This is a genomic window from Streptomyces lavendulae subsp. lavendulae (assembly GCF_002803845.1).
In the GTDB taxonomy this organism is placed as follows: Bacteria; Actinomycetota; Actinomycetes; order Streptomycetales; family Streptomycetaceae; genus Streptomyces; species Streptomyces lavendulae.
Window position 1 is genome coordinate 1,279,431 of record NZ_CP024985.1, and the last position, 24,081, is coordinate 1,303,511.

At 68.2% G+C, this 24,081-nt stretch carries 22 protein-coding genes and 2 pseudogenes; 10 read left to right on the plus strand and 14 right to left on the minus strand.

All coding sequences use genetic code 11. The annotated features are described in order from the left end of the window. Positions 1 to 43: 43 nt before the first annotated feature. The 8 genes and pseudogenes from SLAV_RS05755 (at position 44) to SLAV_RS42225 (ending at position 7,468) form a co-directional block, all read left to right on the plus strand. Entirely contained in the window at positions 44 to 1,840 is a 1,797-nt protein-coding gene (locus SLAV_RS05755; protein ID WP_030229880.1) for a type IV secretory system conjugative DNA transfer family protein, read from the plus strand. Positions 1,841 to 1,842: 2 nt separating this feature from the next. After that, positions 1,843 to 3,012: a DnaB-like helicase N-terminal domain-containing protein gene (locus SLAV_RS05760; protein WP_030229881.1), complete on the plus strand. Its 1,170-nt coding sequence runs from the start codon at positions 1,843 to 1,845 to the stop codon at positions 3,010 to 3,012. Continuing rightward, positions 3,009 to 3,614, plus strand: a complete 606-nt coding sequence (locus SLAV_RS05765; protein WP_051840886.1) for a hypothetical protein — start codon at positions 3,009 to 3,011, stop codon at positions 3,612 to 3,614. Before SLAV_RS05760 ends, SLAV_RS05765 begins: the two co-directional genes overlap by 4 nt. Next, positions 3,604 to 3,786, plus strand: a pseudogene (locus SLAV_RS43065) (hypothetical protein); the annotation flags it as partial. The gene SLAV_RS05765 and the pseudogene SLAV_RS43065, both read left to right, overlap by 11 nt. Positions 3,787 to 3,886: 100 nt before the next feature. Continuing rightward, the gene (locus SLAV_RS41485; protein ID WP_250649647.1) at positions 3,887 to 4,711 is read left to right on the plus strand and encodes a DNA cytosine methyltransferase; all 825 of its coding nucleotides are present in this window, start codon (positions 3,887 to 3,889) and stop codon (positions 4,709 to 4,711) included. Positions 4,712 to 4,807: 96 nt separating this feature from the next. Next, on the plus strand, positions 4,808 to 5,389 hold the full coding sequence (locus SLAV_RS05780; RefSeq protein ID WP_030229883.1) for a DUF4913 domain-containing protein: 582 nt from the start codon (positions 4,808 to 4,810) through the stop codon (positions 5,387 to 5,389). Position 5,390: 1 nt separating this feature from the next. Beyond that, a complete protein-coding gene (locus SLAV_RS05785) occupies positions 5,391 to 6,197 on the plus strand; it encodes a hypothetical protein (protein WP_158740654.1) in 807 nt (268 codons plus the stop codon). Beyond that, positions 6,194 to 7,468 carry an SPDY domain-containing protein gene (locus SLAV_RS42225; RefSeq protein WP_234333583.1) on the plus strand — a complete coding sequence of 425 codons (1,275 nt, stop codon included), beginning with the start codon at positions 6,194 to 6,196 and terminating at the stop codon, positions 7,466 to 7,468. Before SLAV_RS05785 ends, SLAV_RS42225 begins: the two co-directional genes overlap by 4 nt. A 283-nt stretch (positions 7,469 to 7,751) precedes the next feature. On the opposite strand, the gene SLAV_RS05800 is transcribed toward SLAV_RS42225, so the two are convergent. The 10 genes and pseudogenes from SLAV_RS05800 to SLAV_RS43620 form a co-directional block, all read right to left on the minus strand. After that, positions 7,752 to 10,250: a GIY-YIG nuclease family protein gene (locus SLAV_RS05800; protein WP_051840890.1), complete on the minus strand. Its 2,499-nt coding sequence runs from the start codon at positions 10,248 to 10,250 to the stop codon at positions 7,752 to 7,754. Positions 10,251 to 10,572: 322 nt separating this feature from the next. Beyond that, positions 10,573 to 12,297, minus strand: coding sequence for a relaxase/mobilization nuclease domain-containing protein (locus SLAV_RS05805; protein ID WP_234333584.1), 1,725 nt, complete (start codon positions 12,295 to 12,297; stop codon positions 10,573 to 10,575). A gap of 4 nt (positions 12,298 to 12,301) precedes the next feature. After that, positions 12,302 to 12,751 (minus strand): MobC family plasmid mobilization relaxosome protein, encoded by a 450-nt coding sequence (locus tag SLAV_RS05810; protein WP_234333585.1) that lies wholly within the window; start codon positions 12,749 to 12,751, stop codon positions 12,302 to 12,304. A 173-nt stretch (positions 12,752 to 12,924) separates the two neighbouring features. Then, positions 12,925 to 13,152, minus strand: coding sequence for a hypothetical protein (locus SLAV_RS05815; protein ID WP_030229889.1), 228 nt, complete (start codon positions 13,150 to 13,152; stop codon positions 12,925 to 12,927). Positions 13,153 to 13,248: 96 nt separating this feature from the next. Continuing rightward, complete coding sequence (locus SLAV_RS05820; protein WP_030229890.1) at positions 13,249 to 14,172, minus strand: DUF2637 domain-containing protein; 924 nt, start codon at positions 14,170 to 14,172, stop codon at positions 13,249 to 13,251. Then, a complete protein-coding gene (locus SLAV_RS05825) occupies positions 14,169 to 14,753 on the minus strand; it encodes a WhiB family transcriptional regulator (RefSeq protein ID WP_030229891.1) in 585 nt (194 codons plus the stop codon). The genes SLAV_RS05820 and SLAV_RS05825 overlap by 4 nt, the downstream gene beginning before the upstream one ends. Positions 14,754 to 14,851: 98 nt before the next feature. Further along, entirely contained in the window at positions 14,852 to 15,568 is a 717-nt protein-coding gene (locus SLAV_RS05830; RefSeq protein ID WP_030229892.1) for an ATP-binding protein, read from the minus strand. Further along, positions 15,568 to 16,511, minus strand: a pseudogene (locus SLAV_RS05835) (hypothetical protein). The gene SLAV_RS05830 and the pseudogene SLAV_RS05835 overlap by 1 nt, the downstream one beginning before the upstream one ends. 2 nt (positions 16,512 to 16,513) lie before the next feature. Continuing rightward, the gene (locus tag SLAV_RS05840; RefSeq protein ID WP_037687266.1) at positions 16,514 to 16,822 is read right to left on the minus strand and encodes a hypothetical protein; all 309 of its coding nucleotides are present in this window, start codon (positions 16,820 to 16,822) and stop codon (positions 16,514 to 16,516) included. 521 nt (positions 16,823 to 17,343) lie between these two features. Next, complete coding sequence (locus SLAV_RS43620; RefSeq protein ID WP_078950323.1) at positions 17,344 to 18,126, minus strand: IclR family transcriptional regulator domain-containing protein; 783 nt, start codon at positions 18,124 to 18,126, stop codon at positions 17,344 to 17,346. Between the two features lie 268 nt (positions 18,127 to 18,394). On the opposite strand from SLAV_RS43620, the gene SLAV_RS05850 reads away from it, so the two are divergent. After that, positions 18,395 to 19,789 carry a helix-turn-helix transcriptional regulator gene (locus SLAV_RS05850; protein WP_078950324.1) on the plus strand — a complete coding sequence of 465 codons (1,395 nt, stop codon included), beginning with the start codon at positions 18,395 to 18,397 and terminating at the stop codon, positions 19,787 to 19,789. Here SLAV_RS05850 and SLAV_RS05855 read toward each other — a convergent pair. The 4 genes from SLAV_RS05855 to SLAV_RS05870 all read right to left on the minus strand — a co-directional run bounded on the left by SLAV_RS05855 (position 19,713) and on the right by SLAV_RS05870 (position 22,321). Beyond that, positions 19,713 to 20,687 (minus strand): GlxA family transcriptional regulator, encoded by a 975-nt coding sequence (locus SLAV_RS05855; RefSeq protein ID WP_030229895.1) that lies wholly within the window; start codon positions 20,685 to 20,687, stop codon positions 19,713 to 19,715. The genes SLAV_RS05850 and SLAV_RS05855 overlap by 77 nt on opposite strands. A gap of 167 nt (positions 20,688 to 20,854) precedes the next feature. Further along, positions 20,855 to 21,304 carry an NUDIX hydrolase gene (locus SLAV_RS05860; protein WP_234333586.1) on the minus strand — a complete coding sequence of 150 codons (450 nt, stop codon included), beginning with the start codon at positions 21,302 to 21,304 and terminating at the stop codon, positions 20,855 to 20,857. Then, on the minus strand, positions 21,297 to 21,845 hold the full coding sequence (locus tag SLAV_RS05865) for a flavoprotein (RefSeq protein WP_030229897.1): 549 nt from the start codon (positions 21,843 to 21,845) through the stop codon (positions 21,297 to 21,299). The genes SLAV_RS05860 and SLAV_RS05865 overlap by 8 nt, the downstream gene beginning before the upstream one ends. Before the next feature lie 11 nt (positions 21,846 to 21,856). Then, complete coding sequence (locus SLAV_RS05870; protein WP_030229898.1) at positions 21,857 to 22,321, minus strand: SAM-dependent methyltransferase; 465 nt, start codon at positions 22,319 to 22,321, stop codon at positions 21,857 to 21,859. A 465-nt stretch (positions 22,322 to 22,786) separates the two neighbouring features. Between SLAV_RS05870 and SLAV_RS05875 the strand changes: the two genes are divergently transcribed. Continuing rightward, positions 22,787 to 24,040, plus strand: a complete 1,254-nt coding sequence (locus SLAV_RS05875) for a hypothetical protein (protein ID WP_158740656.1) — start codon at positions 22,787 to 22,789, stop codon at positions 24,038 to 24,040. Positions 24,041 to 24,081: the final 41 nt, after the last annotated feature.

Consider the following 24,081-nt stretch of genomic DNA (forward strand, 5'->3'; position numbering starts at 1 on the left):
CGGCCGTCTCCCCCACCCCCACTTCCCCTGACCGGACTGTGACTTGCCCTCACCTCGTACCAGTACGCCCACGTCCACCACCGGCACCGACTTCCTCCTCTATGTCCTCTTCGCGGCTGTCGGACTCGGATTCGGTGCCGGATCCCTGGCCTGGCTGTTCGGGAACCTCGCCGAATCGCTGATCGGATCCTCCGGGCCCTGGACCGCGTACGAACCGATGGCCGCCTTGCTCCACGCCTCCGATGCCTGGCCGCGGCTCCCCCGGGTGGCGCTCGTCATCGCCTGCTACGTCCTGCCCGTGCTGACCGTCCTGGCGGCCGCGCTGGTGGGCGGAGGTATCTGGCTCCGCCTCCGTGGCAATCCGAAGGGGTTGGCCGGACAGCGTGAGCTCGCGTCCCTTCTGCCGAAGGAGGGCGCGGCGAAGTCCATCAGCCTGCGTCCCAGCCTCACGGGCAGCAAGCCCAAGAACGTGGCCCCGAACGATCGCGGGGTGCTGCTCGGTACGCTGCAGCCGGGTCGCAGGGAGATCCGCTCCTCGTGGGAGGACGTCCTGCTCGCCATCATGGCGCCGCGCTCGGGAAAGACCTCAGGCCTCGCGATACCGGCGATCCTCCGCGCGCCCGGGCCCGTGCTGCTGACCTCGAACAAGGCGGCCAACGACGCCTTCACCGCCACCTTCGACGCCCGCGCGGGCGTCGGAAGGGTCTGGACACTCGACCCTCAGCAGATCGCCCACGCGGATCGGACCATGTGGTGGGACATCCTGGCCGACGCCCGTGACCTGGCCGGCGCCCGCCGTCTGGCGGGACATTTCGTGACCGCCTGCGTCGACGAGTCGAGCGCCGGTGACTTCTGGTCCACGGCCGCCGCCAACACCCTCACCGCGCTCTTCCTCGCTGCTGCCAACGACGGCCGCCCGATCACCGACGTACTCGGCTGGCTCGCCTCTCCGGCTGACCGCACTCCCGTCGACCTGCTGCACGACGTGGGGCTGGAAGCTGTGGCAGCCCAGCTCCACGGCACGGTTGCAGGCGCCGTCGAGACGCGCGACGGCATCTTCGAGACGGCGAGGCAGTACGCAAGCTGCCTGCTCGACCCGGGTATCGCTTCCTGGGTCACCCCTCCCTCGAACGCGGCCGAGGTGTGGGAGTTCCAACCGGAGGCGTTCGCCACCAGCAGGGACACCCTGTTCCTGCTGTCGAAGGACGGAGGCGGTTCCGCCTCCGCGATCATCGCGGCCGCTGCCGACGCGGTGATGCGCGCCGCGGTGATCCAGGCCGAACGCGATGGTGGCCGGCTCGATCCTCCCCTGCTCGCGATCCTCGACGAGGCCGCGAACGTGTGCAAGATCAAAGACCTCCCCGACCTGTACTCCCACCTGGGCTCGCGCGGGGTCATCCCGATCACGATCCTGCAGAGCTACCGGCAGGGCCAGCGTGTCTGGGGCGACACCGGGATGGACGCGCTCTGGAGCGCTTCGACGATCAAACTCATCGGATCGGGTATCGATGACGCCGACTTCGCGGACAAGCTCTCGCGGCTCGTGGGCGACCACGACGTGCCCACCGTCTCGGTGTCCACCAGCGAGTCCGGCAGGTCGACTTCGGTGTCCATGCGGCAGGAGCGGGTGCTGCCTGCCGATGCGATCCGCGCTCTGCCCAAGGGGTCCGCGCTCCTCCTCGCGACCGGCATCCGGCCGGCTCTCCTCGGCTTGAAGCCTTGGTATCGGGAGCCGGACGCCGACCGGCTTGCCACCGCATCGGCGAAGGCCACCGCAGCCATCACCGAGCGGGCCGTCGGCAAGGTCGTCGACCAGAACGAGTTCGGCAAGGCGGCATAGGTATGACACCGCTGCTGTACGCGGAGCAAGCCACCCTGGGTGCGATGCTCCTGGAGCCACACCAGCTCGGCCGACTCGCGCCCTGGCTTCAGCCGGCCCACTTCTACCGTCCGATCCACCAGGCCCTGTACGCCGCGGCCCTCAAGCTGAGGGACGACGGTCACCCCGCCGCCTGGCTCGGGGCGGAGGAACCGATCCCCCTGTCGTGGCTAGCCGACACCGTCGTCGAGGCTGGCACCCATACCCAGGGCGTCACCGCGTCGTATGCCCACCAGGTCGTCTCCGCCTGTCCCCGTCCCGGTCATGCCGTGGTCTACGGGCGGATGGTGCTGGAGGGAGCGATCCGCCGCTCTGTCGCGCAACATGCGACCCAGCTCCATCAGGCCGCTCGCACCGATGCTCCGCGAGGAACATCGGAGGAGTCGGTCCGCCAGGCCGGGGCGCTCGCGACGGCCCTCTGCGACCTCGGCGGTCGGTGGGGCACCGACGTGCAGCCGGTACCGCATCCGCTGCCACCCTCATTCGTGCCGGCCGAACCGGACGAACAACTGCTGGCTGAAGAGGAGTACCTGCTCGGCAGCCTCAGTGCCCGCCCCGAGCAGCTGAGCCGGGTGGTGGGCTGGCTGCATCCCGGGGACTTCGCCGACGCCGGCCATCAGCAGGTCTACCGAGCGTTGGGAGCTCTGCACCATAGGGGCGAGCCCGTCGACCAGCTGACCGTGCTGTGGGAGATCCAGCGTCGCGGCGCGCTCGCCGACCGGACGCTGGATACAGATCGAGTGCTGCGGATCTGCGACAGCTCATCGCTCGGCGGGGCTGCGGAGCACTACGGCGAGCGCGTGGTGCGCGCAGCCCTCGTCCGTACCGCCTCCGACACCGCTCGTCGGGTACGCGCCCTGACCGACGACGAAACCCTCGCTCCGGGGAGGCTGATCGGCCACGCCCTGCATGCGCTTGGGCCTCTGAGCGCCGTCCACGACCGCTTGCGCACAGCCACCGGTGACTTGCCGGCCTCCCCGCCTGCGCCTGCCAGGGCGGCACCGGCACGTGAAGCGCGAGCTGATGCCGCGCGCATCCGCAGCAGCGCCCGTCGTCCGGGCTCGCCCCCGGCCCCGGCCTCCACTCCACATCCCGTCTCTTTCCGCCCTGCCCCACGACGGAGTCCCTCATGACCGTACGAGCAGTCCACCCGCCCGACGAGACGTTCGCGCTCCACGCCACCGGCCGTGCCTTCGAGGAGGTGCGGGACATCGTCGAAGTGCCCTCGAGCCGCCAGGAGATACCCGATCTCTTCGTCGCGGCTGACCAGCTTCAGCGTCTGTCCGCGTTGATCGCGGACGTATCCGATGAAGTCCTGTTCCGCGTTGCAACCGATACGGCGGAGCCCGACCCGGGACCGGTGATCTTGGCCTATACCTCGGCGCTCGTACCCGCCGGACGGGCCATGGAGGCCCTGACCGCATCGGCCGAGCAACTCGGCTTCCTCCGACGCTTCGCCCACGTCCTGCCCGGTGCTCCGGAGCTCGAGGAGGGTCGGGAGGCGGCGTTCCTAGTGGTGCAGGATCGCCTGGAGACCGCGCGCGTGGAGCTCGGCGACGCTGCTCAGGGACTGTACGGCGCCGCCGCCCGGCTCGGCGGAGCCCCGCCACGCTCCGTGGCCGCGCTCAGCCGCTCTGCCCGCATTACGGACGCGACCGCTTTCACCTCCCCGGCACACCGATCGACGCCACCCGCACGGCTCGCGTACACACCCGCTCCCCGTCATGGCCGATGACCACGTGAGGTCCGGCAGCGGGCCACTCATCGGGAGCCTCTGCTCGGGCTACGGCGGGCTTGACCTGGGCGTTCAAGCAGCACTGGGCGGGACCGTCGCCTGGCACGCCGACATCGATCCCGGCGCCACTCGAATCCTCGCTCGGCACTGGCCAACCGTTCCGAACCTCGGCGACATCTCAGCCGTGGACTGGACCACCGTGCCCGAGGTCTGCGTCCTGACAGCCGGCTTCCCCTGTCAAAGACGTCTCGGTCGCCGGCCGCCGAGCCGGGCTGGCCGAAGGCACCCGGTCCGGTCTCTGGCACCACGTCATCCGTGCCATCGAAGCCCTCAACCCCTGTCTGGTGGTGATCGAAAATGTCCGTGGACTGCTCACCTCGCCCGCCACTTCCCCTGGCGCACTGGAACTCTGCCCGTGGTGCCTGGGAGACGCTGCAGATCAGCCTGCTGTGCGGGCATTCGGTGCCGTACTCGGCTCCCTGGCCGACCTCCGGTTCGATGCACGTTGGTGCGTCCTACGGGCCTCTGACGTCGGAGCGCCGCACCGCCGCGAGCGGGTCTTCCTCGCTGCTTGGCCTTCCTCCCACCGTCGCGCTGTTCAAGACGCCGACCAGCAACCTGGCGACGAACGGCGGAAGTCAGCATCCTGCGAAGCGCAAGCACGGCGGCCACGGTCCGACTCTCGCGGACGAGGTGGAGTGGCTGCTGCCGATACCGACGCGCGCCAAGACGACCAAGGCTTCATCGGGCCTGCCCTGCTCCGAGGGGAGTCCGCGCCTCCTTCCTTCTCCGCCGCCGCTCTTCACCCTTCCCGGCTCGACATCGAGCGGTGGGGGCCCTATGCCGCGGCCGTGGCCCGGTGGGAAGCCCTGACCCGTCCTGCTCCCGCGCCGACCGATCCTGCGGGTCGCTTGAGTCCCCTGTTCGTCGAGTGGATGCAAGGGGTGGAAGCGGGCTGGGTCACCTCAACGCCTGCACTCAGCCGACCGGCTCAGCTCAGCGCCCTGGGGAACGGAGTGGTGCCACAGCAGGCCGCCGCCGCGCTTGCGGGGCTCGCTCCTCCAGTGCAGGGCTGCCCGCATCGTCGGGCGAAGTGATGTGGCGGAGCTCTACTCCGGATCTCCGGCTGAGCCAAGTCGCCGCTTCCCCGGACCCTCGACATGCCATCCATCCGACTCGCCAAGGGGCTCGCCATGCCCGAACATGCCCACGCCGGGCCGGTACGTGTCTCGGACCACGACCTGGACGATCTCGTCGCCACTGTGACACGGCTGGTCACGGACAGCCAGAAGCACGACGAGAAGATCGCGCGCCTGGAAGAACCGGCGGAACTGATCGAGGACTCCGACCTGGCCTCGACGGTGCGGCCGGTGCTGTCCGGCTCAGGAGACGCACCCCACCCTCCTTCGGACGCTTCGTCCTCCTTCTTCATCTTGGCACTGGACGGCACTGCGTACGCGGACGAGTTGGCTGCCCTGACGGACTGGGTCCACCACCTTCTGCTGCCGGTATACGGCCGGGAGATCACCACCAGTCGTCCCTGGTGCGGACAGTGGTCCGAACACCCCGAGGCAGTCGCCCGCCTCCACGGCCTGTGGCTGGCATGGCAGCAGCTCACCGATGCCGAGGCCGGCCCCGCCGGACCCTCCACATGGCACCGGGACCACCTTGATCCCGTCTGGCAGCAACTCCGCTCCCCTGACGGACCTTTCGGCGCCTGCACCACCAGCCCCACACGGCCCGCGCACCGGCTCCTCTCTGCACCCGTCGTCTGAGATGGGATCCACCGACAAACCTGCAGGCCCGCCGGACTACCGGATCACCGGCTTCGAACCGGCCAACGCCGTGACCGAGGACTCCTACGAGCTCGTCGCCTCAGCAGAGGACGACCTTGCCGTCGTTGCTGCGCACCACAACGCCAACGGCAGGGACACCTACTTTGTCCTCTACGACGCCACCGCGATCTACGGCCACCCGGGCGCCCCCGCGTACGTCGCCGTGCACGTCACCAGGGACCTCGAGCGGCGAGTCTTCGACTTCGATCACGCGCACCACCCTCTCGTGCCTTTGGCACAGAACTGGCTGATCGAGAAGGGCTGTCCGCCGGATGCCGTACGAGCATTCACCGACCGCGGGCCCCAGCCGGCAGACGCCCTGACCTCCCGGCTCGAAGGACTCCTTCGGACCAATGTCGGGCAGCGGTACCTCGTTCTGGACCACTACACCGATCACCAGAACAACTCCAACGCCGGGGCCCGGACTTCGACCCTCGTCCACGATCGCCACCCTCTCTCCGCTGCCCACCCGTACAGGGTGTTCCTGGAAGAGGTCACCCAGGACTTCGAGACCTACACCGTGCGGGAAGGAGCATTCAGCAGTATCGAGGCTGCGGACCTCTGGATCGCCGCTGTCGACCTACCGCTGCCGCAGGCACCGGCGCCGGTCCAGGGGCGGCGTGCTGACGCAGCTCGGGCCCGGACTGCGGGCGCCAACGCAGCACCCTCCGCACCCTCGGATGCCACCAGGACCGGCGATCGATTCGGAAGGACACCTGCATCCGCCACCCGCAGGGGTCCACGATGAAGACGGCACGCTTCGCGTTCGCCGCTCATCCCGATGCCCTGGCAGACCTGCGCAGGGTGCCAGACCAGATTCGGGATCTGGCCCTGCTGGAACTGCAGCACCTCGTCCACGGCAACGAACGCGGGGCAGCCATGCAGCGCGAGCTCGCCGGATGCCACAAGGTCTACGTGGATCCCGAGACGCGCCGCCCTCATCCCAACACCGGCGGGAGATCTACCTGCTCGCGGTCGGCGAGCGCCAGGACAACGCCGTCTACCGCACCGCCGCGCGACGCCTCCATCACGCGGCACCGACCGATACCCCGGACCGCGTCAACCCGCGAGCCCAGGCAGCCCGCGCCCGATCCCTGCACCCCATGTCCGTACGACAGCCGTCACTCCAGGAGGTTCCCGCCTTTGCCTCTTCCCCCGACCGCTCCGCAGCCCGGCCCGGACACAGGGCCCCGTAATGCCGAGGAGGTCCTCGTCGCTCCCGTGGCCCTGGCCGGGAGCGGATCCAGCCGGACCGTCTCCGAACCTCTGGACGATGCCGCAGGCTGGTCCAAGGTCATCGCCTTCGGAACTGACACGTACTACACCAGCCCGTGTCAGCGGGTGCGGATCGCGAACCCTGTGGAGGGCCACTATGGCGGCTGGACCATCACCTTCGCCGAGGACGCTCTCGGCGTACCGGACTGGATCACCACGTTCGACCGGAACACGCCCGCCGAGGTGGTCAACGCTTTCACCACCACACTCGTCGAGGGGTTGGACAACAACTTCCGAGACCGCCTCCAGGGCGGGAGGCACTTCACCCCCAGCAGCCCAGCAGCCCTCCTCTCCGAACGCAACTGGCAACCGGCCGGCCATCAGCCCGGAGCCCACTACCAGCTCTCGCCGGACGGCCATGCCGCCTATCGGATACGCCTCGGCCGGCTGCACGAATTCGACGAACTGATGGAACCCGAGCTCTCCACCTGGCGGCTCTCCGGGGGCCTGGATCCCCTCACCGCGCCGACCTGGCGGGCGTACTTCAGCACCAGCACGCCCCAGCACCTGATCACAGCCTCAGCCATGGCACTGGCGGACCACGCGCCGGTCTCGCGGTTCGCCCCCTCAATCCCGGACCTTCATCTCCCGCTGGTCACCATCCATCCCGCCCCTGGCCCACAGCAACCGCGGGCCGCTGCAGCCCTTGCCCGGTCCACGAGGGCACCACGGAACCCCGATGCTGCTTCGCCCGTCGTTCCAGCTCAGGCCGCCTACTCCACCCCGCCCCGCCGGCAACGCTGACGCCAGGCGGCCAGGGGCGCTTCGCCCACGGCAGACTCGCATCCGCCGCGACGATTGCCGTCGAGTCGATTGGCCATGTGAACGTACGGTCGCGGGAACCCTGCAGGCAGCGGCGGAACCTCGCAAGTGAGTTCGGTTTTGGCGCTGAAATCGACACGTCGAGCTGGATTCCGCACCGCGCAGCGCTCAGGGCCGGCTTCAGCGGGCATTCTTACGCCGCCGTTCAAGTTGGGGTAGCCAGTATTCGGGCGGCTGGGGATCCGTGGCCGCTGCCACCCAGCCTTCATCTTCTTGAGGGTTGCGGGGAGCCCAGGCCCGGTGGGTCCAGCGCGAGGACGTCCCTGATGTGCGCTCCCAGGGAATCGGGGATGTCCCGGTCAAGGTGGTTCAGCAGGAGAGGAATTCCCAGCGGACCCTGCTTCGGGGCCGACGTCCGGTAGGTCACCTGGCAGAAGGCGTCCGCTTCGAAGACGACGCCCCGGGCGTCGGCTGGCCCCTTCTCGTCCGAGAACCAGATCAGCCGGTCGCCGGCGACCATGCGTTCGCGGCCAAGGAGCATGCCGTTCTGCGCAGTTCCATCCCTGTCGAGGAACGGAACAGGGTCCTCGTCTGCGCCTGGATCGTTGTCGCTGATTCCGGCCACGTGTCCGGGGTCACGCGTGGCGTGGATCTCCAGTAGATCGCCGTCCGCGTGGGCCTGCCAGAAGTCGAGGACGTCGGCCGACGAGCTAAGCAGATGCGGGTACGCCGTGAGCGTGAACAGCTGCCCGCCCTTAAGGGGAAGGACGACGCGGTCGCCCGCGCGCAGGCGATGAATGACAGGGATCGGCTCCCAGGTCGTTATCCCGGTTGCCTCACCCTGGCAGTGGCGGATCGCTTCGATGGCTGTTTCCAAGTCGACGTTGAAGAACTCCCTCTCGGCACTTACCCGTTGGGCAGTAAGGAGGCGGTGTACGGACCGTTCCACGTCTTCGGGCCGGGACGAGATGGCCCTGAAGAGCACCTCGAAGGGGAAAGGGACCGACGTACGTGACAGTTCCTTCGCCCGGTCCTCCGCGAGCCGGTCGGAGTAGCCGATCTTGAGCATGCTCGGGAACGCGGGGTTCCGCTGAACGTACACGAACCCAGTCGTCCGAGGGGGAGGTAGGAGAGTCCTTGTGCGCGGCCCATGTGAGTCGCCGGCTTGCTGGACTTTACAGATACCCCTCGAGAATCCGGAGAGCGTAACCGGCGGGTCGGTCGACAGCGCTACGATCCCGCCTTCGATGTCGCGATGGGACGATGCAGTGATGCGGCGCCCCGAAGAGAAGTGCTCAACCTGTGCGGGCGGCAGGAGCCGCAACGCCTCTGCGAGCACCTCGACCCCCTCGTACCGGTCGTGGTCGCAGTCACGGGCCCCCGGGAAAGCTCGATTGAGTGCGTCGGTTGCGGCTTCCGTGATCAGGTCAGCGAGTTCCTGACCGATGGGTGCGTACAGCGTGCCGAGATGGGTGGACTCGACCTCCCATTCATCTTGATCGTTGCGTGAATGCGCGTAGAGGTCGATGGGGACACCGGACCTCCTTGCGAGGAGAAGCAGTTCACAGGCGTGGGCAGGATTTTCCAGGTCGAAGGTGAAGTGGGCCCGCATACCGAGGGACTCAGTCCTGGGCTTGCGGCAGACAAGGAGAAGTCGGTGCGCATGTCCGGGATCCCGCTCGAAACCAATGGGCAGCACCCCCTCACCAAGTGCGGCGCGGGCGGCCTCCGTCTCTTCCTCGGTCTGGACGATGACGTTCCACCACGGCAGAGGGCCGAATGTGCCGTGTACCGCCTGGACGTCGGGGACGCAGGACCCGACTCGGTATCCCTGTCGGAAATCGAGCGCCCTGTTCAGGAAGGTCAGGATGCAGGCGTCCTGAAAGCGATCCTGCTGCGTACGATTCCGCAGGAGGTCGCGCTCTGTCGCGCTCAGGCATCCGATGGCCCCGGCGAGCATCTCCAGCTGCTCGTCGAGAGCATCCAGGGCGCGGGTGACGACTGGTCGCGAAGCATGGCTTAGCCGGCGGCGGCCAATTGCATCGCGGAGATCTCCTCTGGCTGCGGTGCAGGAGGCCACCTCCGTACCTAGCTGCCGTAGATGCTCAGCCCCATAGGCGGAAAACCGGTTCAACCACAGGCCGTGAACCTCGCTGCTTCTCCTGAACAGGGCAACTGACGCGGCGTGCTGGACACGCGTGTCCGGCTCCGCATTCAGTCTGGACCAGATGGTGCCTGAGTACGCCTCCAGAGGTGCGAGTGAGCGAGGCGCCAGAGCTTCTGCGGCACCCGGGAAGTCCACTCCTCCCCAGTACCGAGTCAATTCCCTGGCCGACCGGACGGCGGTGGCCGCCTGGGCAAGCCGACCGGACCAGTGACCCAGCAGAAGGGCGTACGTGCTTTCTGGATCCTCGGCGCGCAGGCCGACGCCCAACAGCACAACTGAACCCGTGAGCCCGTTGTACTCCATGAACCCACGGACATGCTTGACCAAGCTGGCGAGCTGATCCATGTCTGGTTTGGGATCAGCGAAGAGCGGGTGATTTGCCAGCAATTCGGCGATTTGCGCCATGGATCGGCCACGCGCGTCCAGGACGGCGATCCGCAAGACCAAAAGGGCGCGTAGCAGATCCAGATCCTTCGGGTCGCTGGCGATCCGCGCGGGGGCAAGCAACGGGTGGTGACCGGCACTGGCGGCGATGCCCTTGCAGATCTTCTGAATCCACTGCTCGCGCAGGTCAGTTAAGTCAGCGGCGGAAAGCACAGCTCTAATCCCCCTGTTCACATGGACGACAGTGGGGCTCTGTCCGACTTTCGGACGGGATGCCGCCCCACCCGGAAGCACTGCTGTTGCGTGGTTCCGGCGCTCTACTGACGCTGCGGGCAACGTTGCAGCCGACAGCGTGCCCGTGGGCCATTGCGTTTCGGAGGGCCACGGTCAGGGTGCCCATCTTCCTTGCCTGTCGCATCAGCGGAGTGTAAGAGATGCCGCTGACAAGGTCCGTGCCGGGAAGAGATGGACGGTGGTCCAACGGAAGCCACCTGCTCAATCTGCCGCGGCAACTACCCAGGCCCGTTCACGGCCATCACCGCAGACGCCGATTCACCCCGGCAACGACACGAGCTTCTGCAGCGGGTTGCTCCGCAGCGCCCTGGCGGTGACTCACCGTCTTGGGACCTGGACGACGTGGTGCGGCGCTAGCCGTTGCGGGGAGTCTCGCAGTTCGCCTCAGGCGCCAGACCAAGACGTCCGTGACGTCGTCGGCGGACTCCAACTCTCGCTGGTTGACGACTTCCTGAAGCAGAGCCGCTGGCTCGTACCCTGCCCGTTCGGCTTCATCGAGCGTGGCTGCAAGCGCGCCCCAGCCAGGCTCGTCCAGGACCTGATCGGCGTGGTCGGGAAGAGCCGAGCTCACGGCCTCGGCGTGCCGTAGCTGGGTGGATGGGGTGAGTCGTCGGCCCTGTTCGCGCATGGCGCTGAGCGGGGATGTGGCGGACGAGCGGTAGGCCGCTCGGAGGTGCTGGGCCGCCTGGCGAGCAGCGGCGGCTTGCTGGGCGTGGCCCCGGGCGGAGTGCCAATGCATGGCGGCAATCGTGGCGAGAACCAGCGTGGACAGCAGCATCGCGGTGGCGCCGCCGTCTTCACCTCGACCGAGGGCGTCGCCGGCGCGGAGAATGCCTCGTGCGGCGGAGCGGATGGCGCGGTTGTCCGAGCGCTCTGCACGGATGTGGGAGCGGGTGGCGCGTTCGAAGGCACGGGCTGCCTGATGCAGTTCGCCGCGTGTCGAGACGGGTGAGGTCTGGGCGAGGGCGTCCAGCAGTTCTCCCACGCCGACGAGCTGGGCGGCCGCGTCTTCGTCGTCGTCTGCCGTGAGAGTCGCTGCGGCTCGCTCGACCAGTGGGGAGGCAGTGCGACGGGTACGGGCCGGGCGCGGGCGATTCTGGTCGTCCCCGCTGGGGCCGTCGTCCAGGGGACCCGCAGCGAGGCGTTGGCGGATCTTCGGGAGTGAGAGGTCGGGGGCCAGTTTCGAGCCGGAGAACCAGATGGGCTCCCCGTCGCGGTTGCGGTCACCGGGGAGGGCCACCTTGTAGCCGAGGGTGTCGCCGGAGGGCGCGAGTCGCTTCTCGACCCGGAGCCCTGCATCCCTGAGTCGACGGAAGAACTCCTCGTCGTTCGCCGCTCCGGCCAGTGCCTGGCGGACGGACTCACGGAGCATCTCCCGGCTCGGCTCGGAGCGTCCGGTGCGTTCGGCCTTCGATCGTTCGGCACTTGTCGGACGCTGGGCGGCGGTGCGGTCACCGGCGTTGAGGGCCTGGAGGCCGAACTCCGCTTCGATCCTGCGGCACTCGGCCTGAGCCCTGATTCCATCCTGGTGCCGGCGCGGTCGGCGCCCGTCTTCGCGTACGAGGGTGGCGACGAGGTGAATGTGGTCCTCGGCGTGCCGTACGGCGATCCAGCGGCAGGCCTGGCTGTCGCCCTCTTCAGCGATGCCGGTGGCGTGGATGATCCGCCGGGCGACCTGCGCCCACTCGGCATCGGTCAGGTGGCGGTCGCCGGGGGCGGTTCGTACGGGGCAGTGCCAGACATGGCGAGCCGGCCGCCGGTCTTTCGGTAGGGCTAGGACAGGCAGGTCCAGCCGGTCGGTGAGCTGCTTGAGGGTGACGGCGGAGTCTCGGCCCGGGTCAGGGGCAAGCTCTGGCAGCCAGGAAGCCACCAGGTGGGGGTCGGTGTGTTCGTCCCGGCGGCCCGGCCCGTAGAGGTAGGCGAGGAGCCCGTACGTCCGGCTGCCGGTGGAGATGTCGGGTACCACCCGGTCAGCGCTTCGCGATCTGGGTTGCGGCAGCTTCGACCCGGGAGGCGGCGCGCAGGACCCGGCGTACGACTTCGTCGGCGTAGTCGGCGTGACCGCCGCTGTTCAGTACGCGGGCGATCTGGTTCAGGTTGTTGCCGACTCGGGCGAGTTGGGTGCTGGCGCTCATGAGTTCGGCGACGAGGCCACGTTGGTCGAGGAGCCAGGTCTTCGGACCGCCCTGGGCTCGCGCGACGGCGACTGCTGCGTCGGCGAGGAATCCGGCGGTCTTCAGTCCGACGGCCTCGGCGGCGCGTTGGATGTCGTCGAGTTCGTGACGGGTGAGGCGGATGCTGCGTACGTGGTCGCGATGCTCGTGCTGGCGCAGACGAGGGCGCGTGCGCGGGGCGGAGCTGGGCGGATTCTCCTCCCCTGGCTGCGGTCCGCCCTCGGTCGCAGCAATCGGATCCGGCACCCCCTGGTGCCGGTCCTCCGCCGCCCCTGAGGGGGCGGCGGCGTGCGCTTCCGAAACTCCTCCGCTGCCACGGGCTGCGGAGGAGTTTCGGAAGCTACAGCTTGCTCGGCCGGGTGCTGGGCAGTGGTGTTGCTCGAGGCCGGTGGGCGGCTCGGCCCGTTCGCCGACACGGCTCACCGGTGCCGCTCCGATGCGGGGCGGCGGAGGTCGAGGAGGGTCCGGGCCACGTAGTCGATCGCGAGCACGGGGTGGTGGAGTGTGAAGGCGGCGCTGGTGGTGGTGCGCCAGACGGTCCAGGCGCCATCGGGGCCGTGCTCGAAGCGGTGCAGGTGGCCATGGCCAAGCAGCACGGTCAGCCAGGTGTCGACTTCGGCTCGGGTCGCGGGGGTGGTGCGCCGCATGAGGTCTCCGGTGGTGCGTGGGGATGGTGGTGGTCGGTTCTGGGCCCGCGGCTGCCTCTGCTCGGGTGCCGGGGTGGTGCATGGGGTCGTCCGGGGTCACCGAGGCCGGGTGTCCTGGCCGACGGCCTCCGTCCGCAGTTGGTCCATCAGGCCGGTCAGACGGTCGTTGGCCAGCGGGAGACCCTGACCTCGGATGGCGTCCGCGACGACCTGGCGGGTGGCCTTGCCTGCTTCGGTCACCGCGCGGCGGGCGATCAGGAGGAGGTCATCGACCGGCGGGCTGGTGTCCTGGGGCGCCGGCTGAGCTGTCCGCAAGCCGCGTGCCGGACGGGGAGCGGGAGGCATCGTCGGGTGCTGGTGAACGGCTGGAGCGGGTCTGCTGCCCGCTGGGTTCCGGTTCTGGTCACCGGCTCGGTTCGCCCCGGTGAGCTGCACGATCCTCCGCTCAGGGGTGACCGGGAGGTGGCTGTCCTGTCCCGTCCGGTCAGCAGGCAAGCTGGACGGCCGACCGGTAGTCACGGGACGGGTGACGGTCGGCTGGATAGGACGGCCGTCCCAGTCGTCCGGCTGACCGGGGACACCGGACACCTCTGCCCGGCGGGCGATGAGGATGTACAGGTGAACGCTGCCTGCGAGGGCGAGCGGGGCGAGGGTGGACAGGATGCCGACGGTCAGGTCCCCGAGCCGGAGGCCGGCGCCAGAGGGCTGCTGTTGGTTGAGGCGGATGGCGTGGAGGGCGTTCGCCCAGATCGAGGCGGCCGTGGCGCTTCCGAAGAGCGTCCAGACGTAGGTACGGGCGGTGAGCGGCGCGGTGCTCATGACGAGCAGCGCGCGCACCCCGTAGGCGATGAATCCGTCGATCACCAGGGGGAACAGGTAGGTCAGGAATCCGCGGACGTGGATGGCGGTGGCCATCTGCTGGAGCGCGTCGTACGAGAGCGCGCAGGCGGCGGCGCCGAGGGTGACGATGGCGGCGCGGTCCCAGCCGGTTATGCGCGCGGCGTCGGCCCGGTCCGTCATGCGGCCCTCCCGAGCTCCGTGTGGTCGGGGCCCTGCCCGGCGGGGTCGATTGGCAGCGGCGCACCGGCGGGCCTTGTCTTCTGCCGGGGCTTCCTGGTGCCGATGGCTCGGTTGCGGATCTCGCGGCGGGTCTGGCGGTAGAGCTTCCCGGCGTGGTCTTGGGTGACTTTGAGGAGGCGTGCGAGCCGGTCGATGTCGGTTCCGGCTTGGTAGGCGGCGCGGGCGACGGCCTGGCGTTCGGCTCCGGTGAGGTGGATGTCGCGTCCAGCAAGGGCCGCGTTGACCCGGGCGTAGTCCAGTCGGTTGGCCAGCTTGCTGTGCAGTGAGGCGCGCTCTTCTTCTGTCATGCCTCCTCGGATGCCTTCGCGGTCGCCGTTCTCGAGGGCGGCGTCCAGGCAGGTGAGGCGGACGGGACACTGGCGGCACAGGGCCTTCGCGGCGTGGATGCGGTCGGTCTCGTCGGGCTCGGGGAAGAAGAGGCCAAGGTCGACTCGGTGGTGCGGAGTTGAGCGGCAGGCGGCGCGGTCCTGCCAGGTGTGGTCACCGAGGGTGCGCGGCGTGTGGGGGTCGGGGGTGGTCATGCGGGTGTCTCCGTATCGCCCCGGCCTGCTCTGAGGCAGGTGCAGGCCGGGGGTTGGTGCGTACGAGGGGGTGGGCTGCGGTGCTCGCCGGGGGAAGGTCAGGTGGCGGTGGCCGCGTCGAAGCAGCGACGTTCGGCTGCGAGGGCACGTCTGCGGTCGGGGCCGTCGAGGATGACCTTGTCGGTCATCTCCGTGAGGCGGGACGCGACCCGGTCACCGATGTGCTCTCGGAGGTCGGCCATGCCGAGGTTCGTCGTGAGCAGCGTCGGCAGCATCTCGTTGTAGCGGCGGTTGATGAGCCGCATCGTGATCTCCTCGGTCCACTCGCTGTTCTTGGCGGCACCGAGGTCGTCGATGATCAGGAGGGGGCAGCGGGCGAGATCCATGAGTTCCCGCTCGCCGTCGTGTCCGGGGCGGGGGCGCAGGTCCGCGTAGAGGTCGGCCGCCGTCGTCGCCTTCCAGCGGAGGCGGACCCCGGCCGACACCAGGCAGCGGATCGCCCCGTATGCCTGGTGCGTCTTGCCCGTGCCTGTGGTGCCGACGATGAGGAGCGACCGGCCGTTGGCGATGCCGGGGGCTCCTCCGGGTCCGGGGCGGCCATCCTGCGCGATGTCCCGTACCCAGGCGCTGATGGCCGGGTGATCGGCGACCGCGTTGCGGTAGCGGGCGGGGATGCGGGCCTCGGCTGCCTGGAGGGCGGCCAGCGGTTCCTCGACCACTGCGGGGACTGCGTCGGGGTTCTGGCCGCGCGTGATGAGGATGCCGGTGAGCCGACGGGCGAGGCCGCTGACGCGCTGGGCGTCGTAGTCGCGCATCACAGCTCCTCGGCGTAAGCGGTGGACGGGTCGGTCGGGTTGGCCCAGCCCCGGTGTGCGGGGAGGCTAGGCCGCGATCCCGTCCGGGCCAAGCCGGTGGGGGCCGCGTTCATCGCCTCGTGGACCAGGCTGGGCAGGGTGCTCGGGTGAAGTCCCTTGGTTCGGTGCTTGGTGAGGCCGTCGCGCACGTGGGCGGCATCGATGCCCTCGGCGAGCAACTTGGCGGTCTCCCGGCCGAGGCGGCCGAGTACATCGCGGGGCGGTCGGTGTGTGCAGGCGGAGGCGTACTCGGCGATGAGTTGCTGGGCCGAGGCGGACTCGGGTGCGGGAGCGCTCGCGCTCCCCGAAGGTAGAGATCCTAGATCCACGTTCCTAGGTCCTAGATCCGGACTGTGATCCATCACTGCGGGCTCACTGAGGGCTTCGTGAGTCCTCATGGAGGCCTCAGTGAATGCCCTCCGAGCTGCGGTTTTCTGATTCATTGAGGGCTCATGCAGGTACTCCGGACCCTCCGTGAGTCCTCGGTGAGGGGACACGGAGGCTTCATGGCCTGCTCCGTGAGGGCTCCCGAGTCCGGCGGCCGTCGGGCCCGCGCCGTCGTGCTGGGGGCAGGCCGGGTGGCGTATACCGCTGGGACGGTTGATCTTCTGGTGCAGGTGCCAGGTGATGATGTGGAGAGGTACCGCTTGCCGTCCTCGCCCGCGTAACGGCAGACGAGGTCCTGGGTGGCGAGCTGGGCCAGGTCGTCCTCGACGCCGACGGGGCCGTGGTCCGGGCGCAGGGACCACAGCAGCCCGGCGAGGACTGCGGGTTGGTCCCGGAAGCGTCCGTGGTCGTCGGCCTGGGTGAGCAGCCCGAAGAAGGTTCGCTCGGCGGTGAGGGGGACCGCGGCCAGGGACTCGGAGGCGAAGGCCTCCGGCTTGATGGTTCTGATGCGGGCCATGATCAGCGCCTCCGCTCGACTGCGGTGTGCCGTTCGGTCGCGGGGCGCAGGACTCCGCTGTCGAGATCGAGGTCGTACGGCTGGTCCCATCGGACGTCGGGGTGAGCGCGGATGACCCAACGCGCGGCAGTGAGGCCGCGGACCCGCGTGAGGGGTATACCGCGACCCAGCCGGTCGTAGGCGCGACAGAAGGGGCTGGGCCAGCTCTGGCTCGGATCGAGCTGGGAGATGCGAAGGACTGCGGCTCCGGGGGCCATGTCCGCGAGGATGCGGGCGAGCCGGTGTGCCCGTGGGCTCCGGTACTCGGGCATGCGAGAATTCCTCACTCGTAGGTGGGGCGGGGCGGCCGTTCTCGTCGAAAAGGCCAGCCGACCCGCACCCGGTTATGAATCCGCGCCCTCCGGGGTGTCGGCACGGTGCCCAGGAGCGGCTAACTCCTGGGCACCGTTCTCATCCAGAGCGGCGCGATTCCCCGGTGTTGACCCGAGGGAGCAGCAACATATGCATGGCGCCCAGAACACTCCAGCTTTCAGAGGGTGTTGGCGGTCATCGACATCGACTCGACATATCCCCTTGCGAGGCCAAGCGGCCAGACGCCGCTGCAAGGCGTTGGGGTGGCCGTCGGGCCGGAAGGTCCAGTCCAGTCGAGGCGGGCCGTGCACTGAAGGGCGACTTCAATGACCCTCAGAGATCGACGTCAATAACTTTCACCGAATTGATCAGTCAATTATCTGAATGTCCCTGCACGTGAAACACCTAGGCCGCGAAAATGAGCCAGAGCCACTTCCTTGTCCCGCCCTCAGGGGCAATTCCACGATCAGTAATTTCGGCTCTACGCTGCCGAAACTTCGGCCAGCAAGTCACTGATTCGAGCAGCTGCTTCCCGCGTGCGCGCAATCTCCTCTGCCGCATCGGGAGTCATGTCCCCACATGGCTTCGCCACCACCACGGCGCCCATGACAACGTTCCGTCCGATCGGAGCAGCCACCGCACACCAGCCGGCTCGGACTTCCTCGCGTGACACGGCAATGCCATTCGAAGCCGCGTCACCCACCGCACGCAGGAACGATTCCGGATCTTGGATGTATCCCGGCCCTGTCAGCGACGTCGGGAGTCCCTCCACGGCCACAGCTCTCTGCACTGTGGCCGGCAGACCGGACAGGAGGACCCTGCCTGCGGCACCCGCGCGCAGAGAGCGGGCCGAGGCCATGAAGCCGTCACCGACGACCCCTGGCTCCGCCAACACCCCGCCTCGGGCGACGTACTGCTCTGTCCTACGTCGTGCCGCAGTCAGCGGAGTGAGCGACTCGATCGCGCAGAGCATCCCGTTCGCCTCATGGAGCAGCCGAGCCAGAATCTGGCGCTGGGGCGCCTCGCTGAACCGATACGCTGCGGCTCGCATTCCTAGGCCGACGGCGCCGGAGCCAAGGCGGTATTTACCTGCCTCATCCCTCACGAACACGTCGTAGGCCAGCCCTGAATTGAGTATTCGGTGCACCGTGCTCTTGTTAAGGCCTGCTTCCCTGGCAATGGCGCGTGGCCCGTGGGACGGGCCGTCCATCGAGGCCAAGGTTCGCTGCACGTGAAATACGCGGTCACACGCCGTGTCTGCCATATTCCCCTCCTATTCCGTCATCTGCCAGGCGGGGCGCGTAGGTGCAGACCCGGCGGGTATCAATCGAGCGCTACGCCGTCCTTCCAAGCGTCCCAGCAGCCGACAGGAAGTCGGCTTCCGGAAGTTCAACTTCCGGGACTAAAGTCCCTACCGCTGAGGCGCCGAGGACCGGCCCATTCGAGACCTCACAGGCCTTGTCCCCGTTGGGCTCTCAACCGAGAGGGTCACTTCACGCAAGGACGGCATCACCGGGAGCGAGGGAGGAATCATGCCTACGCCCACCCGAAGTCGGGACCAAAGTCCCGACCGGAGGCCTGCCCTGGATGAGCTGATCGGGCTCGCAGGACTGCTGCGAGCATGGCGGGCAGCAGCCGGCACGAAAATGCGGCGCAGCAAACCGCTGTCGCAGGCCGAGGTGGCTGCCCGGGCCGGGATGACCGAGCGCTGGTACGGGGAGCTGGAACGAGGGGCATCGCCACGTCTCGGACGCCCGAAGATCGACCAGCTGGCGGCCGCCCTGCTCCTGGACGAGGACCAGCGCGAGACCCTCTACCTCTACACGGACGGAGGCTCCCCGCCCCGCTCCCCCACGCCTCCGGGACACGCCGACGGCCTTCACCCGCTCCAGCTGCTCCTTGACCATCAGATGCCACGGCCCGCTTACCTCAGCGATGCCGCGTGGAACATCGTCGGTTTCAACCGAGCCATGGCTCAGTGGTTCCCGTGGGTCCTGGAGCCGCGCCCCAATCTGATGCGCTGGGCATTGCTGCATCCCGATGCCCGGGAGCAGTACGTGGGATGGGAGGAGCACGCAGGGATCTACCTCGCGATGGTGCGGATGGCGCTCGTCAAACACGACAGGCTGCCCGAACTGGTCTCGCTGCTGAACGAGGTCCTGGCCGACAGCGACTGCCGCCGCATCTGGGACAGCAAGCCGGAGTTGGTGAGCCACCGTGACGGCCACGTCTTCCGACTCCACATCTCGCGTTTCGACCACCAGGACATCGAGGTCATCTCGCAAGTGCTCTACCCCGCCGCCTTCCCGGACCTCCGGTTCGTTGCCATCACCTGGCTCGGCAGCCGCGAAGACCCTGGGGCCGAAGCCGCCCGCCGGAGTCCATCCGTCGCCGAGGGCAGCAGAGAACGCGCCACAGCCACGCGGTCGGTCCAGGGCACCCCAACGCGGCCGTACTGGGCCCTCGACTCCTTCGAAGCAGCGCGGTCGCTGGCCGGCTCGTCGCCCGTCGATCTCCCGGGCCTCAGCGAGGCGGCCGGCCGGGATACCCGGCTCACCGCGGACTGCTCGGGACAGAACGTCATCTGGGCGACGAGCGAGGCGGGCGGCATGGTCGCATTCGAGGACCTCAGTACGCAGGAAGCCCTCGCGCGCATCCCGGTTCCGGCGCTCACTGCAGGAGCTCGGCGGGAGTACCAGAACCTGCTCCGGTCCACTCTGGCCCCGGATGGTCCGACTGCTACGAGGCAGATCGACGAGCTCCTCGCCCCGCACAGCGCCGCCATCGATCTCCTGGTCGACCTTCGCGGCCAGCTCAGCCCCGCCACCGCGGCCGGCTCATCACAGAGCCTCAGCCACAGCGAGTCCGATACTGCGACGGAGAGAGCCCGAGAACTCGCTGGAAGGCTCGGCGCATCGCCTCGGTAGTGGCGTAACCGCTCAAGGCAGCGATACGTACGACATCGTCGTCGGTGTCCTCGAGCAGCCGCCTCGCCGTCTCCAGCCGGGCGTTGGCCACATAGCGCCCGGGCGTGACGCCCGTTTCCTCGGCGAACGCCCGCGTGAACTGCCGGGCCGACAGGTTGGCGCGCTGGGCCAAAGCCTTCACCGACAGGTCGGCGGCCGGGTGGTCGGCGATCCACTGCTGCAGGTCACGGAGCTCTTGGCGATGCGCGAGCTGCGCCTGCATCTGCGTGCTGAACTGCCCCTGGCCCCCGGACCGCCGCAGGAAGACGACCATGTAGCGTGCGATCGTCAGGGCCGCGTCCCTTCCGATATCTTCCTCCACCAAGGCCAGGGCCAGGTCGATGCCGGCAGTTACGCCCGCAGAGGTGTACACCGAGCCATCCCGGATGAAGATCGAGTCCGGTTCGACAGCGATACCGGGATACCGCTGCGCCAGCTCATCCGCACTGTTCCAGTGCGTCGTCACCCTCTTGCCTGCGAGCAGGCCGGCCTCGGCGAGCAGAAACGCACCCGTGCACACGGAGACGACCCTCTCTGCCTTGGGCGCATTGTTCTTCAGCCAAGAGATGACCTCCGAACCCCCGACACCAGCCCCGGGGACACCTCCGGCACCGCCCGGCACGAGCAGCGTGTGGGGAACGTCCGCACCCGCCAGGTCCACGTCGGGCATCAGGGTCACACCACTGAGCGACGCTACGGCGGACCCGCCCGGCGATGCCGTGGCGATGCGATATCCGGTCTGTCCCGGGGCTGTGGCGGCGAGGTAGGCGTTGGCCCCGGCCAGCACGCCCACGGGGCCGGTGACGTCCAGCGCCTCGACGCCGTCATACAGCGTGACCAGCACCGTGCGGGGCCTCATACCTCAACAATGCCGACCCAGGAGGGTGCCCGCAATGCAAGACTCCGGCGTGCGCCCACGCTTCCAACGGCCTGGCCAGGCTCTCACCTCGTCCGCTCTGCGCTGTCCCGTCGCAACATGATCACGGACAGGCCTTGGTCGAGCACCTCGCCCCGCGCCCCGCAGTGTCAGTTCTGGCCACACGGCGGTAGCCCGATCACGGCGTCCAAGTACCTCTGCACCGGCTCGAAGATCCCGTCCGGGATGTACCCGGGAAGCTGTGCAAGGGTCACCCAGGCCACCTCGGCTATCTCAGCCGGGGCAGCGGCACGAGCGGAGCCAGCTACAACATCGCAGGCGGCGTACGACACGAGGCGTCCGGTAGCCGGATGGCGCCGCTCGCCCAGTACCCATGCCACGGACACGTCCAGGTCGGTCTCCTCCTTCGTCTCCCGTACGGCCGCGTCCTCCCACGCTTCCCCAGGCTCGACCTTGCCCGCCGGAAACTGCCACGAGAGGTTCCCCTCCGCCACCCGACGCCGCACCAACAAAACCTGGCGTTCATGGACCACGATGGCGGCAGCAACCCTCAGCCGGCGCCTGTCCGGCCCGCTGCGGTGCCGGCCGTCCTCAGGCACCGTGGTTCCGCATGTGCGGTTCCAGCAGATGGATCGCTTCCTCCCAGTCGAAGCGATCGGCGCCGCCGCCTGCCTTCGGGCGGTGAGGGTCGTAGCTGCCGATCGATATCCCCATCTCACGAAGTTCAGCAATGCTTCGCCGGTACGCGGGGTGCGCCGCCAGGGCGGAGTTCACGTACGGCAGGACAGCCGTGGGGATGCCCATTCCGTACGCCTCGCAGAGGATGGCCAGCGCGAGGTTGTCGGCGAAGCCTGCGGCCCACTTGTTGACCGTGTTGAAGGTCGCGGGGGCGGCCACGATGGCGTTCGCCGGCGGCAGGGGCCGATCGTCACCCGGCGACCTCCAGGCGGAACGGATCTGGAAGCCGGTCTGCGTCTCGATCGCAGGGGCATCGAGAAAGGGCAGGGCATGCGGAGTCGCGATTACCCCGACGTCCCAGCTCCGCTCCTGGGCCGCCGTGATCAGCTTGCCGACGTCGTCCGCGATCCCGGCGGCACAGACGACGACGTACAGGAACGGCTTGCGCTTTGTATCCGTCACGCGAGTCCCCTTCAGCGCCAGTAGTCCGCGAGCATCTCCGCCGGCCAGCTCGGTTCACGGACCTCCCCCCGCGGCCCCATCTCCTGGAAGTACGGCGCGACGTCATACACCGGAGTGCCATCGATCGCGTCGAGGTCGGTGACGTGAAGGTCCAGGCCGTCGACCTTCACCAGGCGCGGGAAGGGCTGCGCCAGCTGGTTCGGCCGCCGATGGTTCCGGTGCACGAACGTGCCGGTGGGTGGCCAGGCCGGATTGTTGCGGGGGCTCCGCGCGTGGAGGGCGACATCGTTGGGCGATGCCTTGTGGAAATGCCAGACGACGAGGAGGTGCGAAAACTCCTCCAGGCCTTGCACAACCTCGACGGGGAAGTCCGGGTTCAGACGGATGATCGCCTGCCCTCCCCAGTGGTCGTCCGTGGGCTCGCCCCGTCCCCCGACCACGGTCCCGATCGGCGTGATCTCCAGCGATTGCGTCATGCGCTCCCCTTCATACCGGGTCCTAACCAGCCCAATCTATGCGCGGGCCAGAGGGCAGCGCACCAGTCGAGCACCGCAACTCCGAGATCCGGCCGCGCCGGCGTAGGCCATACGACGGCTCACCCGATCACCGCGTCCAGGTGCCTTTGTACCGGCTGGACGAGCCCGAACCGGACGTACAGCGGCAGCTCTGCAAGCGCCTCGGCCCGGACCGGCACTCGCCGAAATCGGCATCGACCGAGCCGACTCTTGAGAGCAGAGTGCGGCCCCGGGCACATCCAGAGCGCGCTGTCATACCCACGTGCGAGGGTTGCCAACGGCCTTGCCCACAAAGTCACCTGGGAGAGCAGGCTGTGGATATGCGTCAACGATTCGCCAACGGGGGTGGTGATCGGACGCATGGGGCAGACATGTTGATCACGCGTGCGTAGGCAACCACCACGAGCCAGGCACCCTGGGGGGAATGTGGCAGACGTGAACGTCGACAGGCTTCGCGGGAGGGATCTCGCAGAGTACATCGTGACGACCTACGGCTTCTCGGTCTACCCCGTGCAATCAGACGGGACGCCGCTGCAGAACTGTGAGACGTGTCGTTCCAGAAGCGTGCGGTACAGATCCGGTTCGTTGTCATGCACGGCCTGTGTCCAGGGGTTTGGGGAGGAGGCTCCTGAGCCGGTCAAGCACTTTGTGTCGGCTGAGACGATGTGGTGTCACGGCTCCCACTCGGCCACGGCCAGGCCGGACAGGGTCAAGGACTTCTGGCCCACCGACGCGCCCCCGGCGGTCGCCCTTGCTCCCTCCGGGCTGCGAGTTGTCAGAGTGTCGCCGCAGATGGAGGAGCGGGACTTGTCCGAGATCATCGACTACGCAGACATGGAAAGGACTCTGGTCCTGGGACACCCTGACGGGACAAGATCCATGATCTACATGGGGTACGGTCCAGCGACGACCCCGGGACCGACCGCGTCCTACTTACAGCTGATGCACACCTGTTCGGCATTCTTATGGGATGGAAGGGTCGTCGCCGACTATCCCGTCTCGCACATGCGAAAGAGCATCTACGGGTCCCTGCAAGAGTGCGACAGTCTTCTCGGTCCGTGTAGCTGTTCTGTCGACTACGACGATAGGAATCAGTACCGGTACAGCTGGCAGCACTGCCCCCAGTCGCCGGACACCCATCCAGGGATCACAAACTGCCGAGGCGGCGCCCAGGTGACGGACGATGTTCCTCGATTCGAGCTAGAGGCCGACCTGGTCAACTGGCTCGTCAGACAGCTCTCCCCTTACTTCATAGTTCAGCGCCAGGTCTCAGGTAAGTCCATTCACGGGAAAACCGTCCGCCTGGACCTTCTCCTGACTCCACGCGATACGACGGGCTGGAAGAAGACCGATGTGGTCTTCGGGCTGGAGGTGAAGCAGCCAAGCAGTGACCCGGCGAAGCTGATAGCCCAGGCCATCGACTACTCAAACTCGACCTGGACCGGGCATGGGCGAATCCCGATCCTGATGTACCCACTCGCATCCAAGTTCCGGAACGAACCGAGCTTCATGCACTTTCTACGGACCCTGGCCGCGGAGTTCATGGTTGGGGAGCTGTCGCGTGACAACGCGTTGGGCTGGACCATCACCATGGGAGGCGCTCCCGTCTGGCACGCCTCAAGGGGGCCGGCGGGCGTGGGCAGGACCAGCCTGTTCAAGGTGAGGGACGGGCACCGATGAGGTCGAGCACGGCTCACCAATTATGAGAAGAGGCCCGCGGC

Bases quoted from the DNA above. Each gene is read 5' to 3' on its own strand.
- SLAV_RS05825 (WP_030229891.1), bottom strand. From the start codon at position 14,753: ATGACCACCCCCGACCCCCACACGCCGCGCACCCTCGGTGACCACACC.
- SLAV_RS05820 (WP_030229890.1), bottom strand. From the start codon at position 14,172: ATGACGGACCGGGCCGACGCCGCGCGCATAACCGGCTGGGACCGCGCC.
- SLAV_RS43620 (WP_078950323.1), bottom strand. From the start codon at position 18,126: ATGGCAGACACGGCGTGTGACCGCGTATTTCACGTGCAGCGAACCTTG.
- SLAV_RS05785 (WP_158740654.1), top strand. From the start codon at position 5,391: ATGGGATCCACCGACAAACCTGCAGGCCCGCCGGACTACCGGATCACC.
- SLAV_RS05815 (WP_030229889.1), bottom strand. From the start codon at position 13,152: ATGCGGCGCACCACCCCCGCGACCCGAGCCGAAGTCGACACCTGGCTG.
- SLAV_RS05840 (WP_037687266.1), bottom strand. From the start codon at position 16,822: ATGCCCGAGTACCGGAGCCCACGGGCACACCGGCTCGCCCGCATCCTC.
- SLAV_RS05830 (WP_030229892.1), bottom strand. From the start codon at position 15,568: ATGCGCGACTACGACGCCCAGCGCGTCAGCGGCCTCGCCCGTCGGCTC.
- SLAV_RS05780 (WP_030229883.1), top strand. From the start codon at position 4,808: ATGCCCGAACATGCCCACGCCGGGCCGGTACGTGTCTCGGACCACGAC.
- SLAV_RS05850 (WP_078950324.1), top strand. From the start codon at position 18,395: ATGCCTACGCCCACCCGAAGTCGGGACCAAAGTCCCGACCGGAGGCCT.
- SLAV_RS05760 (WP_030229881.1), top strand. From the start codon at position 1,843: ATGACACCGCTGCTGTACGCGGAGCAAGCCACCCTGGGTGCGATGCTC.
- SLAV_RS05870 (WP_030229898.1), bottom strand. From the start codon at position 22,321: ATGACGCAATCGCTGGAGATCACGCCGATCGGGACCGTGGTCGGGGGA.
- SLAV_RS05855 (WP_030229895.1), bottom strand. From the start codon at position 20,687: ATGAGGCCCCGCACGGTGCTGGTCACGCTGTATGACGGCGTCGAGGCG.
- SLAV_RS42225 (WP_234333583.1), top strand. From the start codon at position 6,194: ATGAAGACGGCACGCTTCGCGTTCGCCGCTCATCCCGATGCCCTGGCA.
- SLAV_RS05765 (WP_051840886.1), top strand. From the start codon at position 3,009: ATGACCGTACGAGCAGTCCACCCGCCCGACGAGACGTTCGCGCTCCAC.